The 16,856-nt window shown below is 67.2% G+C and carries 15 protein-coding genes; 10 read left to right on the top strand and 5 right to left on the bottom strand.

What is annotated here, in order from left to right; all coding sequences use genetic code 11:
* Positions 1–43 precede the first annotated feature (43 nt).
* From trpS to A9975_RS20735, 5 genes are all read right to left on the bottom strand, one after another.
* Positions 44–1,066: a tryptophan--tRNA ligase gene (gene trpS / locus A9975_RS20755; RefSeq protein ID WP_183034463.1), complete on the bottom strand. Its 1,023-nt coding sequence runs from the start codon at positions 1,064–1,066 to the stop codon at positions 44–46.
* A gap of 161 nt (positions 1,067–1,227) precedes the next feature.
* Positions 1,228–2,049, bottom strand: coding sequence for a 16S rRNA (adenine(1518)-N(6)/adenine(1519)-N(6))-dimethyltransferase RsmA (gene rsmA / locus A9975_RS20750; RefSeq protein ID WP_174427471.1), 822 nt, complete (start codon positions 2,047–2,049; stop codon positions 1,228–1,230).
* A gap of 20 nt (positions 2,050–2,069) precedes the next feature.
* Complete coding sequence (gene pdxA, locus A9975_RS20745) at positions 2,070–3,119, bottom strand: 4-hydroxythreonine-4-phosphate dehydrogenase PdxA (RefSeq protein WP_183034462.1); 1,050 nt, start codon at positions 3,117–3,119, stop codon at positions 2,070–2,072.
* An 18-nt stretch (positions 3,120–3,137) separates the two neighbouring features.
* Positions 3,138–4,634, bottom strand: coding sequence for a peptidylprolyl isomerase (locus A9975_RS20740; RefSeq protein WP_183034522.1), 1,497 nt, complete (start codon positions 4,632–4,634; stop codon positions 3,138–3,140).
* A 9-nt stretch (positions 4,635–4,643) separates the two neighbouring features.
* Positions 4,644–7,049: an LPS-assembly protein LptD gene (locus tag A9975_RS20735; protein ID WP_183034461.1), complete on the bottom strand. Its 2,406-nt coding sequence runs from the start codon at positions 7,047–7,049 to the stop codon at positions 4,644–4,646.
* A 156-nt stretch (positions 7,050–7,205) separates the two neighbouring features.
* Here A9975_RS20735 and A9975_RS20730 point away from each other — a divergent pair, with 156 nt between their 5' ends.
* The 10 genes from A9975_RS20730 (at position 7,206) to purH (ending at position 16,461) form a co-directional block, all read left to right on the top strand.
* Positions 7,206–8,240, top strand: coding sequence for an aminoglycoside phosphotransferase family protein (locus A9975_RS20730; RefSeq protein ID WP_183034460.1), 1,035 nt, complete (start codon positions 7,206–7,208; stop codon positions 8,238–8,240).
* Between the two features lie 31 nt (positions 8,241–8,271).
* A complete protein-coding gene (locus tag A9975_RS20725) occupies positions 8,272–9,024 on the top strand; it encodes an AzlC family ABC transporter permease (RefSeq protein ID WP_183034459.1) in 753 nt (250 codons plus the stop codon).
* Positions 9,021–9,359: an AzlD domain-containing protein gene (locus tag A9975_RS20720; protein ID WP_183034458.1), complete on the top strand. Its 339-nt coding sequence runs from the start codon at positions 9,021–9,023 to the stop codon at positions 9,357–9,359. The genes A9975_RS20725 and A9975_RS20720 overlap by 4 nt, the downstream gene beginning before the upstream one ends.
* Positions 9,360–9,376: 17 nt before the next feature.
* The gene (gene murU / locus A9975_RS20715; RefSeq protein ID WP_183034457.1) at positions 9,377–10,117 is read left to right on the top strand and encodes an N-acetylmuramate alpha-1-phosphate uridylyltransferase MurU; all 741 of its coding nucleotides are present in this window, start codon (positions 9,377–9,379) and stop codon (positions 10,115–10,117) included.
* 81 nt (positions 10,118–10,198) lie between these two features.
* A complete protein-coding gene (locus tag A9975_RS20710; protein WP_183034456.1) occupies positions 10,199–11,581 on the top strand; it encodes an aminopeptidase P N-terminal domain-containing protein in 1,383 nt (460 codons plus the stop codon).
* Complete coding sequence (locus tag A9975_RS20705; protein ID WP_255503340.1) at positions 11,578–12,087, top strand: hypothetical protein; 510 nt, start codon at positions 11,578–11,580, stop codon at positions 12,085–12,087. Before A9975_RS20710 ends, A9975_RS20705 begins: the two co-directional genes overlap by 4 nt.
* Positions 12,068–13,315, top strand: a complete 1,248-nt coding sequence (locus A9975_RS20700) for a UbiH/UbiF/VisC/COQ6 family ubiquinone biosynthesis hydroxylase (RefSeq protein WP_183034455.1) — start codon at positions 12,068–12,070, stop codon at positions 13,313–13,315. Before A9975_RS20705 ends, A9975_RS20700 begins: the two co-directional genes overlap by 20 nt.
* A gap of 229 nt (positions 13,316–13,544) precedes the next feature.
* Positions 13,545–14,639 carry a tRNA dihydrouridine synthase DusB gene (gene dusB, locus A9975_RS20695; RefSeq protein ID WP_183034454.1) on the top strand — a complete coding sequence of 365 codons (1,095 nt, stop codon included), beginning with the start codon at positions 13,545–13,547 and terminating at the stop codon, positions 14,637–14,639.
* On the top strand, positions 14,636–14,869 hold the full coding sequence (locus tag A9975_RS20690; protein WP_006156396.1) for a Fis family transcriptional regulator: 234 nt from the start codon (positions 14,636–14,638) through the stop codon (positions 14,867–14,869). The genes dusB and A9975_RS20690 overlap by 4 nt, the downstream gene beginning before the upstream one ends.
* Positions 14,870–14,886: 17 nt before the next feature.
* The gene (gene purH, locus A9975_RS20685; protein WP_183034453.1) at positions 14,887–16,461 is read left to right on the top strand and encodes a bifunctional phosphoribosylaminoimidazolecarboxamide formyltransferase/IMP cyclohydrolase; all 1,575 of its coding nucleotides are present in this window, start codon (positions 14,887–14,889) and stop codon (positions 16,459–16,461) included.
* Positions 16,462–16,856: the final 395 nt, after the last annotated feature.

Genomic DNA, 16,856 nt, shown 5'->3' with positions numbered 1-16,856 from the left:
AATTCAACTTCAACTGAAGCTTCAGCCCCCACCAACCCTACCCTCAAAACCTAAAAGTCCCCAACGCCTCGCGCACCTCATCCAACGTAGCCTGCGTCACCAGCCGTGCCTGCTCCGTCCCCTGCTTCAAAATATCAAACACAGAGGCCGGATCCTTGGCCAGCTCCTCGCGCCGCTCGCGAATCGGCGCCAGCAGCCCTTGCAGCACGCCATCGAGCCTGCGCTTGAGCACCATGTCACCCAGGCCGCCGCGCCGATAGTGTGCCTTCAACTCAGCCACTTCATCGACCGCCTCGTCGAACGCGTCGAGGTAGGTAAACACCACATTGCCCTCCACCTGGCCCGGATCGGACACCTTGAGGTGGTTGGCGTCGGTGTACATGCGCATGACCGCTTCCTTGACCTGCTCGGGCGAGGCTGCCAGCGAGATCGCGTTGCCTTGCGACTTGCTCATCTTGGCCTTGCCGTCGACGCCGGGCAACCGGCCAAAGCGCGGGATCAGCGCGGCGGCTTCCGGCAGCACTTCGCGGCCAACCTGGTGGTTGATTCGGCGCGCGATCTCGTTGGTCTGCTCGATCAGGGGGGCCTGGTCCTCGCCGACCGGCACCACGGTGGCCTTGAAGCCGGTGATGTCGGCAGCTTGCGAAGCCGGGTAGCACAGGAAGCCTGCCGGGATATCGCGGCCGAAGCCGCGCGCCTGGATCTCTTCCTTGATGGTCGGGTTGCGCTCGAGCCGGGCGACCGTGACGAAGTTCAGGTACATCAGGGTCAGCTCGGCCAGCGCGGGCAGGTGCGACTGCACCGTGATGGTGGTCTTGGCCGGGTCGATGCCGACCGCGAGGTAGTCGAGCGCCACCTCCAGCACGTTGCGCCGCACCTTGTCCGGATCGTGCGCGTTGTCGGTCATGGCCTGGGTGTCGGCCAGCAACAGATACTGCTTGTGGGTATCCTGCAGCGCCACGCGGCTCTTGAGCGAGCCAACGTAGTGGCCCAGGTGAAGCTGGCCGGTGGGGCGGTCGCCGGTGAGGATGACCTTGCGCTGGGGCGCCTGCGTTTCGCTAGTCATGGCATTTCCTTGGGTAAGAGAAGCGCCGCGGTGCCGGTCAGCGCAGGCAGAGTGCCGCCAACCGGGCTGCGGCGGCTGGAGTCGGGATCAGGGGATGACGACGTGCCGCTGCGTTCAGCAGCGCCACCAATGGGAACGAAAGCCGGTAGCGCGCATCAGCATCATGTAGCCGGGGTTTCAAGCTGGCGCGCCAGGCCGACGTACTCGGCCACGGGGACTTCCTCGGCGCGCCGCGCCAGGTCGAAGCCAAGCGCCTCAAAATCAACCTGGTCGCGCAGCATCGACAGTGTATTGCGCAGGACCTTGCGCCGCTGCGAGAACGCCGCGGCCACCACGTCGCCCAACACCGTCAGGTTGCACGCGGGATACGGCGAGCGCAACTGGCCATCGGGCTGGCGCGGCCAGGGGATCATGCGCACCACGGCGGAGTCGACCTTGGGCGGCGGGTTGAACGAGGCCGGCGGCACGTCGAGCACATGCTCCATGTGATAGCGCACCTGCAGCATGATCGACAGCCGCCCGAAGGCTTTGCTGCCTGGCTCGGCCACCATGCGCTCGACCACTTCCTTTTGCAGCATGAAGTGCTGGTCGCGCACCTGGTCGGCAAACTCGGCCAAGTGGAACAGCAGCGGGCTGGAGATGTTGTAGGGCAGGTTGCCGACGATGCGCAGCGGCTTGCCGGCTTCGCACAGCTTGCCGAAATCGAAGGCCAGCGCGTCGCCGGCGTGGATCACCAGCCGTTCGCCGTAGCGGCGGCGCAGGCGCTCCACCAGGTCGCGGTCAAGCTCGACCACCTGCATCTGCGGCAAGCGCTCCAGCAGCGGCTGGGTCAGCGCGCCGAGGCCGGGGCCGATTTCGACCAGGGTGTCGCCGTGCTGCGGGTCGATGGCACTGACGATGCCGTGGATGATGCCGTCATCGACCAGGAAGTTCTGTCCGAATCGTTTGCGGGCCACATGGCCCTGGTGTACGTTGGAACGCATAGTTAGGTCTCGCTCGGGCGTCAGCGTGTTGCCACCAGCGGCGCGGCGCGCGGCCGGCCGTTGGCGTGGCCGGCCATGGCGATGGCGTTGCGGATCGCCTCGATCATGCTGCCGTGCTCGGCCTGGCCACTTGCGGCCAGATCGAGCGCAGTGCCATGGTCGACCGAGGTGCGGATAAAAGGCAGCCCCAGCGTGATGTTCACGCCGTGGCCAAATGTGCCGTACTTGAGCGGGGCCAGGCCCTGGTCGTGGTACATCGCCAGCACGCAGTCGGCCCCATCGAGATGCCGGGGCTGGAACAGCGTGTCGGCCGGGTACGGGCCACGGGCATCGATGCCCGCGTCCACGGCATGGGCCAGCGCGGGAATGATCACATCAATCTCCTCATGCCCCATATGGCCGCTTTCACCGGCATGCGGGTTCAGGCCGGTCACCAGGATGCGCGGCCGGGAGATGCCGAAATGCCGGCGCAGGTCGTGGTCGACGATGGCCAGCGTTTCTTCCAGCATGGACACGGTAAGCGCATCGGGCACCGCGCGCAATGGCAGGTGGGTGGTGGCCAGCGCCACGCGCAGCATGGCGTTGCCATGCGCGGGCTGCGGGCCGGCCAGCATCATCACTACGCGCGGCACGCCGGCGCGCTCGGCCAGGTATTCGGTGTGCCCGGTGAAGGGCACGCCGGCATCGTTGATGGTGCTCTTCTGCACGGGCGCGGTCACCATGCCGGCAAAGCGCCGCGTGCCATTGGTCCCGCCCATGCAGCCATCGATGGCGGCATCGAGCAAGGCGAGCACATAGCCGCCGTTGCGCGCATCCAGCCGGCCGGCATCGCAAGGCACGGCCAGAGGGATGTCGTCGCACACCACGCTGCCATCCGCAAGCCGGTGCGCCCAGGCTTGCGCGACACCCAGCGCGGCGGCGCGCGCCGCCAGCAGGCCCGCGTCGCCAAGCACGTGAAAACGCACCTGCGGATGCTCGCCGGCAAGTTGCAGCAAGGCGCCGACGGTAATGTCGGGGCCAATGCCGGCGGGTTCCCCGGTGGTGATGGCTAGCGCGAGCGGCTCGGACATGGTGGCGATGCGTTCCGGTTAGCGCTGGCGGTTGACGCGGTATTCCACGTAGGCGGCCTGGCGCAACTGGCGCTGCCAGTCTTCATACGCCGCGCGCACCTTCTGCTCGCGAATCTCCGCGCGGGCAAAGTCGCGCTGCTTCTCCGGCGTGATCTCGGTCTCGCGGCGGTTGAGCACCTGGATCAGATGCACGCCAAACTGCGTGACGACGGGCTCGGACACTTCGCCCGGGCGCAGGCGGCTCATGGCCTGCTCGAACTCCGGCACCAGCTCGCCCGGCGATACCCAGCCGAGATCGCCGCCGTTCTGCGCCGACCCATCCTGGGAGAAGCGCTTGGCCGCGTCGGCAAAGTCGCCGCCGTGAGTGATCCGGTCGCGCAGCGTGGCCAGCTGGCGACGTGCCTCGGCCTCCGGCATGTTGGGGCCGGTGCGGATCAGGATATGGCGCACCTGGGTCTGCGTGATGCGATCGCTGGCCGCCGGGTTCGACGCTGCCGGCGGTGCGGTACGCTTGGCCACCAGCTTGAGCACATGGAAACCGTTGGCGCTCTCGATGACCTGAGGCGCCACGCCACCAGGCTGCAGGTCAAGCACGGCATTGGCAAACAGCGCCGGCAGCCGACCGATTTCACGGAAACCCAGCGAGCCTCCCTGAGCGGCCTCGGGGCCGTCGGAGCCCTGCGCCAGCTGGGCGAAATCCGCGCCGCCCTGGGCCTGCTTGAGCAGGCCTTCGGCCTTGGCGCGCAAGGTGGCCTTCTGCGCTTCGGAGGCATCCTCAGGCACGCGCACCAGTATCTGGGCCACGTTATATTCGGTGGGGCCGGTGGCGGTGGCGGCCGCGCCCGGTGCGCCATTCGCCGCGAGATAGTTGTCGATCTCGCCGTCGTAGACCTGGATCTTGGAATCCACCTCGCGCTCGCGCAGGCGGATCACCTGCACCTGCTTGCGCAGCTCGTCGCGGTACTTGGTCCAGGTCATGCCGCTGCGCTCGACCTGGCTGCGCAAGTCGGTCGCATTGATGTGGTTTTGCTGCGCGACCGACTCAATGGCGCGATCGACTTCCTGGTCGGTCACCTTGATGCCGGCATCCTGCGCGGCTTGCGTCTGCACCCGCTCCATCACCAGCCGCTCGAGCACTTCGCCCAGCAGGTCGGCGCGCGCCGGCACCGGCCGGTTGGCCTGGCGCAGCTGCGATTCGATCTCGTCGGCGCGGTCCAGCAATTCGCGCCGCGTGATCACGCTGTTGTTGACGATTGCCACCACCTCGTCCACCAATTGCGAGCGCTGCGCGCTCGTGCCCGGCTGCGTCACGCCCAGGCGCGGCTGGCTGGGCGAGGCGGCAGCGCTGTCGCCGGCCTGGGGCATGAAGATGCCTGTAGCCTTCTGCCCGGGCGCCTTCAGCTGTGCCGAAACCGGCAGTGCGAAGGCGGCCAGCAGTGCGGTCAGCAGCAGGCTTTGCCAGCCGGTCAGGCGGGAAGACATCGAGGGGCGCGCGTTGAATTCTTGACGTTTCATCATGGTCCGTCATTCATAGTGGTCGAGCTGGGATGGGATAACAGGCTTGGCGAGGACGGGCTCATAACCCGGCACGTTCAGCCGCAGCACATCCAGCGGATTGGAACCGATCTTGGACAACCCGCGGAACTCCACCTGGAAGAAGATGCGTCCGGTGTAGCCCTGCGTGGTATTGCGGAAGCGCTGGTAGACCACACGGCCAACCCAGCAATCCGCGGCGTATTCGAAGCCGGCCAGCGCGTCTACCAGTTGGCTCGCGCTCAGGTCGAACGCGACCCGGCCGATGCCGTAGGTGCGCTGTGTCAGCGGCCACTGGCTCGACACCTCGAACTGGTCGATAGCGGTATTGTCCGTCACCGAGGTGGGGCGCCGGTAGCGATAGCCGATATTCAGCGTCTTGCGCGCTTCGGGCCGCCACGAGAAGGCGATATTCGAGTAGATCACCCGATCGCTGTCCGGGTTGTACTGCACCCCGGCATCGAGGTAGTAGCCCTTGAACATCTGGATGGTCGTTGCCGCCAGCAGGTCGGAATAGCCTGACTTGGCTGGATCGGTACCATTGAGCTGTACCCGTTGGCCGGTGAGGTCGAAGCGCTGCGCAATCGTGCCGCGGAAGCGCTCGATACCGCTCGCCGCTTCGATCAGGCGCGTGGTCACGCCGGCCGTCACTTTGTTGTTGTCGGCAATACGGTCGTAGCCGGTAAACGGGTTCTCGCTGAAGATTTGTCCGTAGCCGAAATCCGACTGCACCGTATCGAACAGCGGGAACTGGCTCTGGTCGCGGAACGGCGTGTAGACATAGAAAAGGCGCGGTTCCAGCGTCTGCACGTAATTGACGCCGAACAGCCGGCTCACGGTCGGCGCCTCGCGCTCGAACGTCATGCCCGAATCCAAGCTCATGGTCGGCAAGGCCCGGTTCAGCGTATTGGGCGTGCCCGCGGTATTGGTGGAGGACTCCATCTGATACTGCGTGGCATTGAACGTCGCCTTGGGCGTGACGAACCAGCCTGGCCGGATGATCGGATAGCTGATCGAGGGCTGGATGAAGACACGCTCACCCTGCGGCAGTTGCGTACCTGTCGTGCCCAGAGGAATGCGGAAGCGCGTGTAGTCGGCTTCCACTTGGATATCGAAGCCACCCAGGTCATAGCGCGTGTACTTGCCATTGAGCTGAGGCACACGCTCATAAGAAGGCTGGCTAGGCGCGAGCGTCTGGAATTTCTGAACCCGCGCCAGCAGGGCAAAATCCTGCCAGTTGTAGGTGACGCCGCCTTCTTGCGTGTACTGGCGCAACGTCGCCTGTGTCACCGAGCGGGTCAGGTCATCGGGATACTGGGCGTCCGACACCTTGTTCAGGTTAACGTACGCATTCAGTCCCGGCACTATGTTCTGGACATGCTGGATCGAATACGCCCAGCGGTTAGTCTTGGTCTTCTGGTCGTCCGGCAGGAATTCGCCGCGGATACGCCCGGAATAGCCGCTGCCGATGTAGCGGTAGTCGGTGCCAAGCTGCACCCCGCGCGAACTCAGCACGCGCGGGAAGATCGTCAGGTCCCGGTTTGGCGCGATATTGAAGTAATACGGGACCGTGAGGTCCATGCCCGAGCGCGAGCTGTAGCCGAACAGCGGCGGCAGCACCCCACTGCGGCGCTCGTTGTTCAAGGGGAAGCTGAACACCGGCGCCGCCAAGATCGGCACGTCAAAGAAGCGCAGCACGCCGCCATAGGCGGTGCCTACCTGGCGGTCGCTGTCGATATCGAGCTCGCGCGCGCTGAAATACCAGTCCGCGTTGTCCGGCGAACAGGTCGTGTAGGTGGCGCGCTTGATCGTGCTGAGATTTTTGTCGATGAAATCGATGCGCTCGGCCTTGCCGGAGCCGCCGGTCTGCTGGAAATAATAGTCCGGGGACAGCATGTAGCCTTCGTTGGCCTCGACCCGCAGCCGGGCTTCCGGCCCGACCGAGAGCGATCCGTCGCGGGCAACGCGGGCATTGCCGTGGACAAAGGCCTCGTCTCTGTCCTGGTCGTAGGTAAGCTTGTCGCCCTTGACCACGCCGCCATCGCGGCGCAGCTCGGCGTTGCCCTCGAGCTCCACGCCACGCTGGTTATAGCCGGTCATGCGATCGCCCGAGACAAAGGTGGGCGGGTTGTCGTCCGGCTCGGTCGTCTTGGTCTTGGCCGTGCCCGGCTCGGCCAGGCGCGGCACCAGTTCGCCGGCTACCGGCGGGGCCTCGGGTGCCGCCTCGACGGCCGGCTCGGCCACCGGCAGGTCGGGAATGGTGGAGCTCACGGCCTGCGCGTGCGCACCCACCGACCAGCCGGCCATGGCCAACACGAGCGGGCGCAACGCGCTGCCGGGGAGTCGTGCCGGTGTCTTGCTAGCCTTCTGGTTCGGTGATCGTCGTTGTTCGGTCATGCGAGCGGGTCATGAGTCAGAGCGGCGGCGGCGGCCCAGCAACCGCCAGCCACCGCCGAAGCAGGCTGTCGGGCTGTGGGAGGCCCGCCTGGGAGCCGCCCCGGGGCCCGGGTCTGGTCGGGTATTATACGGGGCATCCTATTCTCCCTTTCCGGCATGGCAGCACATCCTCTCGACCCGCGTCTCGACCAGCTCAAAGTCTGGGTGTCCGGACTCGGTCCGGCTTGGTCCGTTAACCCCGACTCCTGTACCCCCGCATCGGCCGACGCCAGCTTCCGGCGGTACTTCCGGGCCAGCACCAGCCACCCCGGCCATCCGAGCGTGATCGTGATGGATGCGCCTCCCGCACAGGAGGACTGCCGCCCCTTCATCCATGTCGCGGAACTGTTCGGCGCTGCCGGCGTGACCGTGCCAAAGGTTCTGGCGCAGAACCTCGAGCAAGGCTTCCTGCTGCTCAGCGACCTGGGCAACACCACGTATCTGTCCCGGCTGGATGCGGCCAGCGCGCGCGGCCTCTATGGCGATGCCGCCGCCGCGCTAGTGAAGATCCAGCTCGCGACCCGCCCTGGCACCCTGCCCGCCTACGACCGCGCGCTGCTGCAGCGCGAAGTCGACCTGTTCCCACAGTGGTACGTGGCCCGGCACCTGGGCGTGACGCTCACGCCTGACCAGGAATCCGGGCTGGCCGAAGTGATGCAGACGCTGCTGGCCAACAACCTGGCCCAGCCACAGGTGTATGTGCATCGCGACTATCACTCGCGCAACCTGATGGTGCTTGAAGGCGAGGCCAATCCCGGCATCCTGGATTTCCAGGACGCGGTGATCGGTCCCATTACCTATGATGCGGTGTCGCTGTGGCGCGATGCCTATATTGAATGGGACGAGCAGGAGCAGCTCGACTGGCTGATCCGCTACTGGGAGCGCGCGCGCAAGACCGGGCTACCGGTGGCGCCGGACTTTGGCGACTTCTACCGGGATTTCGAGTGGATGGGCCTGCAGCGCCACCTCAAGGTGCTCGGCATCTTTGCCCGCCTGTACCATCGCGACGGCAAGGAAGGCTACCTGGCCAACCTGCCGCTGGTGCTCAAGTACGCACGCCAGGTGGCGGGCCGCTACATCGAGCTGCGCAGGCTGGTGCGCCTGTTCGACGCCCTCGACGGCGTCGAGCGCCCGGTCGGCTACACATTCTGATGCCGGCGCAAGCCATGCCGGGCGCACGGCCATGACATCCGGCGGCGATCCCACGGCCACGCTCACCCGCGGCGGCGAGTGGTGGGCAGGCGTGCGGGCGCTGGCGCCGATGCTGCTCGGCGTGGCGCCGTTCGGCCTGATCTATGGCGTGCTGGCGGTCAACGCCGGCATGCCCGCCTGGCTGGCTTGCGCCATGAGCGCGATCGTGTTCGGCGGCGCCTCGCAGATGATCCTGACGCAACTGTGGGCGGCGGGCACGCCGGCGGTGCTGATCGCCGTGACGGTCGCCATGGTCAACCTGCGCCATGCGCTGTACTCCGCCACCATGGCCCCGGCGCTGGCGCACCTGCCGGGCCGCTGGAAGGCACTCATCTCCTACCTGCTGACCGACGAGGCCTTCGCCGCCATGACGCGGCGCCTCAGCGACGACGACGCACACAAGCGCTACCGCCACTGGTTCTTCTTTGGCGCCGGCTTCGCGCTGTGGGCCAGTTGGCAGGTCTCGACGCTGGCGGGTGTGCTGGTGGGCGCCCAGATCCCGCGCGACTGGCCGCTCGATTTCTTCCTGCCGCTCACCTTCATCGCCATCATCGTGCCCGGCATCAAGCACCGCTCGCACGCCGCGGCGGCGCTGGTGGCCACGGCGCTGGCGGTGGCCTGCTACGGCATGCCGCACAAGCTTGGCCTGATGGTCGCGGCGCTGGGCGGAATTGCCGCGGGCATGCTGCTGCTTGGCAAGGACCGCAGGCAGCGCAAGCCGGCCGCGACGGAGCCAGCCGCATGAGCCAGCTGACCCTGCTGCTGGTGTTTATCGGCGCCGGCCTCGCCACCTACCTGATCCGCCTGTCCTTCATTGCCGTGGAAGGCCAGGTACGGCTGCCATCGTGGTTCCGCACCGCGCTGCAGTTCGTGCCGGCGGCCATGCTGTCGGCGTTGATCGCGCCCGACCTGCTGATGCGCGATGGGCACGTCGACATCGGTCCCGGCAATGCCCGCCTGGTAGCCGGGCTGGTGGCCATTGTCATCGCCGCCAGGACGCGCAGCATTGGCTGGACCATCGCTGGCGGCATGGGCACCCTGATCGCGCTGACATACCTGCTGAACCACGCGCTGAAATAAGCGCCGGAGACCCTGCATTGAAAGCCATGATTTTTGCAGCCGGGCGCGGCGAGCGCATGCGCCCGCTGACCGATGCCCACCCGAAGCCGCTGCTGGCGGTGGGCGGCAAGCCGCTGATCGTCTGGAAGATCGAGGCGCTGGCGCGCGCCGGCTTCAAGGACATCGTGATCAACCACGCCTGGCTCGGCGAGCAGATTGAGCAGGCGCTCGGTGATGGCAACCGCTTCGGCGTGCGCCTGGTGTACTCGGCCGAACCCAGCGCGCTGGAAACCGCCGGCGGCATCGCCCAGGCGCTGCCGCTGCTGGCGGCCGCACCCGAGCGCGGCGAGATCTTCCTGGCGGTATCCGGCGACATCTTCACCGATTACGACTTCCGCGCCCTGCTGCCCCGCGCGCGCGCCATGGCCGGTGCGCCCGAGCCGCGCATGCACCTGGTAATGGTGCCCAATCCGCCGTTCCATCCAGAGGGCGATTTTGCGCTCGGCGCCGACGGCCTGTTGTTACCCACGCCCACGGCGACGGCGCCGAGCCTGACCTTCGGCAATATCGGCCTGTACGACACCCGGCTGTTCGCCGCCATCGAGCCCGGCCAGAAAGTTGCCATGACGCCCTACTACCGCGCCGCCGTGGCAGCCGGGCTGGCCAGCGGCGAGCGCTTCGACGGCGCCTGGGAGAACGTCGGCACGCCGGCCCAGTTGGCGGCCCTCGATGCCCTGGTGCTAGCGCGAGCCGGCACCGCTTGCGCACCCCTGCCTTGAGCGGCGTCGGCCAGTCCAGCCCCGCGCCGGCAATCCGGCGGCGTTAGAATCGCCCTATTCCCCATCCACGTGGCCCAACACATGTCCGCACCCGACTCCGCCCTCCTTCTCGCCTGTCGCGACCGGCGCGCCCGCGTGCTGCAGCAATTGCGTGCCGCCGGCGGCGGCGTGGCGATCCTGCCCACCGCGCCGGAAGCCATGCGCAACCGCGATAGCGACTATCCCTATCGCCACGACAGCTATTTCTATTACCTGACCGGCTTCACCGAGCCGGAGGGCGTGCTGGTCCTGGTGGCGCAGGCGTGCGGCGCCGAGCGCAGCATCCTGTTCTGCCGCCCCAAGCACGAAGAGCGCGAGATCTGGGATGGCTTCCGCTACGGCCCGGAAGGCGCGCAGGCGGCCTTCGGCTTCGACGAGGCACATTCGGTCGAGGAAATCGACGCCGTGCTGCCCTCGCTGCTGGCCAACCACGCTGTGGTGGCCTACCCGCTGGCCGCCAACACCCGCACCGACATGCAGGTGCGGCGCTGGCTCGAAACGGTGCGCATGCAAGGCCGTGCCGGCGTGACCGCGCCATCGACGGCGATCGATATCCGCACCATCCTCGACGAGATGCGCTTGTTCAAGGACGCGGGCGAGATCGCCACCATGCGCCGCGCGGCCGAGATCTCGGCCCAGGCCCATGTGCGCGCCATGCGCGCTTCGCGCGAGGGCCTGCGCGAATACCACCTGGAAGCCGAGCTGCTCTACGAATTCCGCCGCCACGGCGCGCAGAGCGTCGCCTACAACTCGATCGTCGCCACCGGCCCCAACGCCTGCGTGCTGCACTACCGCGCCGGCCCTGCCGAGCTGCGCGACGGCGACCTGTGCCTGATCGACGCCGGCTGCGAACTCGATGGCTACGCCTCCGACATCACCCGCACCTTCCCCGTTTCCGGCCGCTTCTCGCCAGCCCAGCGCGAGCTGTACGACCTGGTGGTGGCCGCGCAGGAAGCCGCCATCGCCGAGACCCGCCCCGGCGTGCCCTACAACGTGCCGCACGACGCCGCCACGCGGGTGCTGGCGCAAGGGATGCTTGATACCGGCCTGCTCGACGCGAACCGTTGCGGCGGCCTGGACGAGGTGCTCGCCAGCGGCAGCTACCGCCAGTTCTACATGCACCGCACCGGCCACTGGCTGGGCATGGACGTGCATGACGTGGGCGAGTACCGCGTGCCAGGCGCCGCGCCGGCCGAGGGCGAGCGCGCCTGGCGTCCGCTCGCGCCCGGCATGGTGCTGACGGTGGAGCCAGGCATCTACGTGCGCCCGGCACCGGAAGTGCCGGAGCGCTTCTGGCATATCGGCATCCGCATCGAGGACGATGCGGTTGTCACCGGGGGCGGCTGCGAGCTGATGACGCGCGGCGTGCCGGTCAAGGCGGACGAAATCGAGGCGCTGATGCGCGACGCGGGAGGTACACGATGATCAGTTGGCTTCGCAAGATACTTCCGAGCGGCGAGCGCACGCAGACCAGCCGCGCGCGCGCCGTTGATCCCGCGCAACCGTTCGTGGTCAACCTCTACGATGACCGCCTGGTCGTGCATCGCCCCGATGGCCAGCGCGAAGAACTCGAATGGGACGTGATCGAACGCGTGGTGGTGCGGGTCTCGAACCGCGAGCCATGGGCCGGGAAGGCCTGGCTGATCCTGGTGGGAGACCCCAAGGCCGACGGCACGCCCCGGGGCTGCGTGGTACCACTGGACGCGGCCAACCATGCGGCGCTGGTGGAACGCCTGCAGGCATTTCCCGGCTTCAACCAGCAGAAGCTGGACAACGCCCTGAGCGACGCGGCGGCGGGCAAGCACCGCACCGACGCCAATTGCTGGAAACGCGGCGCACTGCCGGTGGAGTCCGGCGCCATGGGCGATGCGAGCAACGACAGCAACCCCGTCGCCCAGCCAGGCAGCGCGCATGAGCCCGGCAAGCACTGAAGCCTCCGCGGACACGGATATCGCCATCGTCGGCGCAGGGCCGGTCGGCCTAGCGCTGGCCTGCCTGTTGCTGCGCAAAAGCCCGTGGCGCCTGACCTTGATCGACGCCGCCACGCCAGCGCGCGCAGCCCGCGATCCGCGCGCCATCGCCCTTTCGTACGGCAGCCGCCAGCTGCTCGAGCAGATCGGCGCGTGGCCCCGCGCTGTCACCCCGATCGAGCATATCCATGTGTCGCAACGCGGGCGGTTCGGCCACGTCAAGCTCCACAGCCACGACTACGGCGTACCCGCGCTGGGCTATGTGGTGCGCTACGGCGAACTGTGCGAGGCACTCGAGCGTGCGCTGGCCCAGGCCGTCCAGGCCAGCCCCGCCCCCGCTGGCGAACGCCTGATACGGATCTACGAGACGCGCATCGATCACCTGGAGCAATCTGGCCCCGATACGGCTGCAGCCAGCCTGGTGCGCCTTTGCGGCCATGGGCATGACCAGCAACCCGCCGCCTTCGGCGCGCGCCTGGTGGTGCAGGCCGAAGGCGGCCTGTTCCACCAGCAATCCACCCGCGCGGAGCGTGGCGTGCAGGGGCAGAAATTCCGGCGCGACTATGGGCAGACCGCCATCGTGGCCCACGTGGCCTGCTCGCGCCCGCAGCCCGGCTGGGCCTGGGAGCGCTTTACCGAGGAAGGGCCGCTGGCGCTGCTGCCGCATGAAGAGCACGGCACGCCCGGCTACGCCCTGGTCTGGTGCTGCCCGCCGGAACAAGCGGCCCGCCGGCTCGCGCTGCCGGACGGGGAGTTCCTTGCTGAACTGGAACAAGCCTTCGGCCCGCGCATGGGCCGCTTCACCGGCATTGGCAAGCGCCATGCCTTCCCGCTCGGGCTGAATGCGGCGCCCGTCACCGTGCAGGGCAGGGTGGTAGCGGTCGGCAATGCGGCGCAGACGCTACATCCGGTAGCCGGCCAGGGCCTCAACCTCGGCCTGCGCGACGCCTTTGCCCTGGCGCTTGCGCTGCGCGCCGACTGCAGCCCGCAGGCCTTGCAGGCGTTTGCGGCGCAACAAAAGCTGGATCGGGCCGTCACCATCGGCGTGACCGACCTGCTGCCGCGCGTGTTTGGCGTTTCCTACCCGCTCGCTGCCCACGCGCGTGGGGCGTCCCTGGCGGCGCTCGCTTGCTTGGGACCGCTCAAGGACACGCTGGCGCGCCAGATGATGTACGGCATGCGCCGCTAAAGGCTGCCAAGGGCCGCCGGCGGCCCTGTTGTCAACATGGTTTGCAAGCCAGCCCGGTGCAATATTTGCTCAAATCTTGAGCAACCCGGGTCGTTTGGCGGTAAAATCCTGCCCTCACACATGTCCACTGAATGACGCCGAGCACTGTTTCGGCAGGGCATGCCATTTTCATTTTTGTCTAGTTGCGGGGCCGCCTTGCGGCCCCTCGTCAGTCGCTACAGTCGCTATCGTGCAAATCGGACCGCACCAACTCCGCAACAACCTGTTCGTCGCGCCCATGGCCGGTGTGACTGACCGGCCATTCCGCCAGCTGTGCAAACGGCTGGGCGCGGGCTATGCGGTGTCCGAAATGGTCGCCTCCAACGCACAGCTGTGGAAGAGCGAGAAGACCATGCGGCGCGCCAACCACACGGGCGAAGTCGAACCCATCGCGGTGCAGATCGCCGGCGCCGAGCCGGCCATGATGGCGCAGGCCGCGCGCCACAACGTCGAGCGCGGCGCGCAGATCATCGACATCAACATGGGCTGCCCGGCCAAGAAGGTGTGCAATGTGGCCGCCGGCTCGGCACTGCTGCAAAACGAGCCGCTGGTGGTGCGCATCGTCCAGGCGGTGGTCGCCGCCGTGGCCGAGGTCGATCCGCGCGTGCCCGTCACGCTCAAGATCCGTACCGGCTGGGACCGCCAGAACCGCAATGCGCTTCGCATCGCGCGCATGGTGGAAGACGCCGGCATCAGCATGCTCACCGTGCACGGGCGCACGCGCGCCGACCTGTACAAGGGCGAAGCCGAGTACGAGACCATTGCCGCGGTCAAGGCAGCGCTTTCCATCCCCGTGGTCGCCAACGGCGACGTCACCACGCCGCAAAAAGCCAAGCATGTGCTGGCCGTGACCGGCGCCGACGCCATCATGATCGGCCGCGCGGCGCAGGGCCGGCCCTGGCTGTTCCGCGAGATCGAGCACTACCTGGCCACCGGCGAGCTGCTGCCGTCGCCGGAAGTGGCCGAGATCCGCGCCATCATGAACGCGCACCTGGAAGACCACTACGACTTCTACGGCGAGTTCACCGGCGTGCGCACCGCGCGCAAGCACATTGCCTGGTACACGCGCGGCCTGGCCGGCGCCAACCTGTTCCGCCACCGCATGAACACGCTGGACAACACCACGGCCCAGCTCGCCGCGGTCAACGAATTCTTCGATGAGCAGGCGCTGCTGTCCGAGCGCCTGGTCTATGTGGAAGACGGCGCGCACGGCACGGATGATGCCGACGACGAGAAACGCAACAAGTCGAACAACAACAATAACGGGGAGTTGCTTGCCGCATGAGCCGCAACGCTATCGACCAGTGCATCCGGGACAGCCTGGGTGCCTACTTTCGCGACCTGGACGGTGAAGAGCCGTCGAATATGTACAACATGGTGCTCGAAGCCGTGGAACGGCCGCTGCTGGAAGCAGTGATGGCGCGCGCCGAGCGCAACCAGTCGCTCGCGGCCGCCTACCTGGGCATCAATCGCAATACGCTGCGCAAGAAGTTGCAGCAGCACGGTTTACTTTGAAGCGTCTCCCCATAGCCATGATCAAGCAAGCCCTCCTCTCCGTATCCGACAAGACCGGCATCGTCGAATTTGCCCGCGAGCTCAACTCGCTCGGCGTCGCGCTGCTCTCCACCGGCGGCACCGCCAAGCTGCTGGCCGATGCCGGCCTGCCCGTCACGGAGGTGGCCGACTACACCGGTTTCCCCGAAATGCTCGATGGCCGCGTCAAGACCCTGCACCCGAAAGTGCACGGCGGCATCCTGGCCCGCCGCGACCTGCCCGAGCACATGGCGGCTCTCGCCGAGCACAACATCCCCACCATCGACCTGCTGGTCGTGAACCTGTACCCGTTCCAGCAAACGGTGGCCAAGGATGACTGCTCCCTGCCGGACGCCATCGAGAACATCGACATCGGCGGCCCCACCATGCTGCGCTCGGCCGCCAAGAACCACCGCGACGTCACCGTCATCGTGGACCCGGCCGACTACGCGCCGGTGCTGGAGGAAATGCGCGCCAACGCCAACAGCGTCGGCTATGACACCAACTTCCGCCTGGCCACCAAGGTGTTCGCCCACACCGCGCAGTACGACGGCGCCATCACCAACTACCTGACCAGCCTCGGCGCGGACAAGGCGCACCAGACCCGCAGCGCCTACCCGCAGACGCTGAACCTGGCCTTCGAGAAGGTGCAGGAAATGCGCTATGGCGAGAATCCGCACCAGTCGGCCGCCTTCTACCGCGACCTGAAAGCCTCCGACGGCGCGCTGGCCAACTACACGCAGCTGCAAGGCAAGGAACTGTCGTACAACAACATCGCCGACGCCGACGCGGCATGGGAATGCGTCAAGACCTTCGGCGCTGCCACCGGCGCGGCCTGCGTGATCATCAAGCACGCCAACCCGTGCGGCGTGGCAATCGGCGCCAACGCGCTGGAAGCCTACGAAAAAGCCCTCAAGACCGACTCGACCTCGGCCTTCGGCGGCATCATCGCCTTCAACGTCGAGCTGGACGAAGCCGCCGCCCAAGCCGTGGCCAAGCAATTCGTCGAAGTGCTGATCGCCCCGTCGTTCAGCGCCGGCGCGCGCGCCGTGTTTGCTGCCAAGCAGAACGTGCGCCTGCTGGAAATCCCGCTGGGCAACGGCCTCAACCCGTATGACTTCAAGCGCGTCGGCGGCGGCCTGCTGGTGCAAGGCCCCGACGCCAGGAACGTCCAGCGTGACGAACTGCGCGTGGTGACCAAGCGCCAGCCCACGCCCAAGGAAATGGACGACCTGATGTTCGCCTGGCGCGTGGCCAAGTTCGTCAAGTCGAACGCCATCGTGTTCTGTGGCGGCGGCATGACGCTAGGCGTCGGCGCCGGCCAGATGAGCCGCGTGGACTCGGCCCGCATCGCCAGCATCAAGGCGCAGAACGCTGGCCTCACGCTGGCGGGCTCGGCCGTGGCATCGGACGCCTTCTTCCCGTTCCGCGACGGCCTGGACGTAGTGGTGGACGCAGGCGCCACCTGCGTCATCCAGCCGGGCGGCTCGATGCGCGACGACGAAGTGATCGCCGCCGCCGACGAGCGCAATATCGCAATGGTGTTGACCGGCGTGCGCCACTTCCGCCATTGAGGTCCGGGCCGGGCATTTGAGCGCACCGCGGCATCGCGAGCGCCCGCCCTCTCCCCCGGCCCCTCTCCCACAAGTGGGAGAGGGGAGCCAAGCAGCGGGACCAGAAACGACACGATCAGACAAACGATTCGGTTCGGCCGTGTTTCCCGCCCCTAGGGGCGGGAAACACCCACGGCGATGCGAAGCGAGCCGTGGAGGTGTGCCAAGGCCGTATGGGGCGCCTCGGGATTCGGCGAAAAGAGCGGAAAAGAGGGACCCATGTCTGAGTATCGCCTTAAGGCGATGCGAGTTTGGGTCCCGGCCGCTCTTTTCGTCGAAGCCCGAGGGGGTAGTCGCCCCATCCGGCGCGCCTTCTTTGCCTACTTTCTTGGCAAGACAAGAAAGTAGGTCGCCGC

Origin of the sequence: Cupriavidus sp. UME77 (assembly GCF_014170355.1) — a bacterium.
Lineage (GTDB): Bacteria > Pseudomonadota > Gammaproteobacteria > Burkholderiales > Burkholderiaceae > Cupriavidus > Cupriavidus basilensis.
The sequence above is the reverse complement of the archived record's forward strand: the minus strand, read 5'-3'. Positions and strand labels throughout refer to the sequence as shown.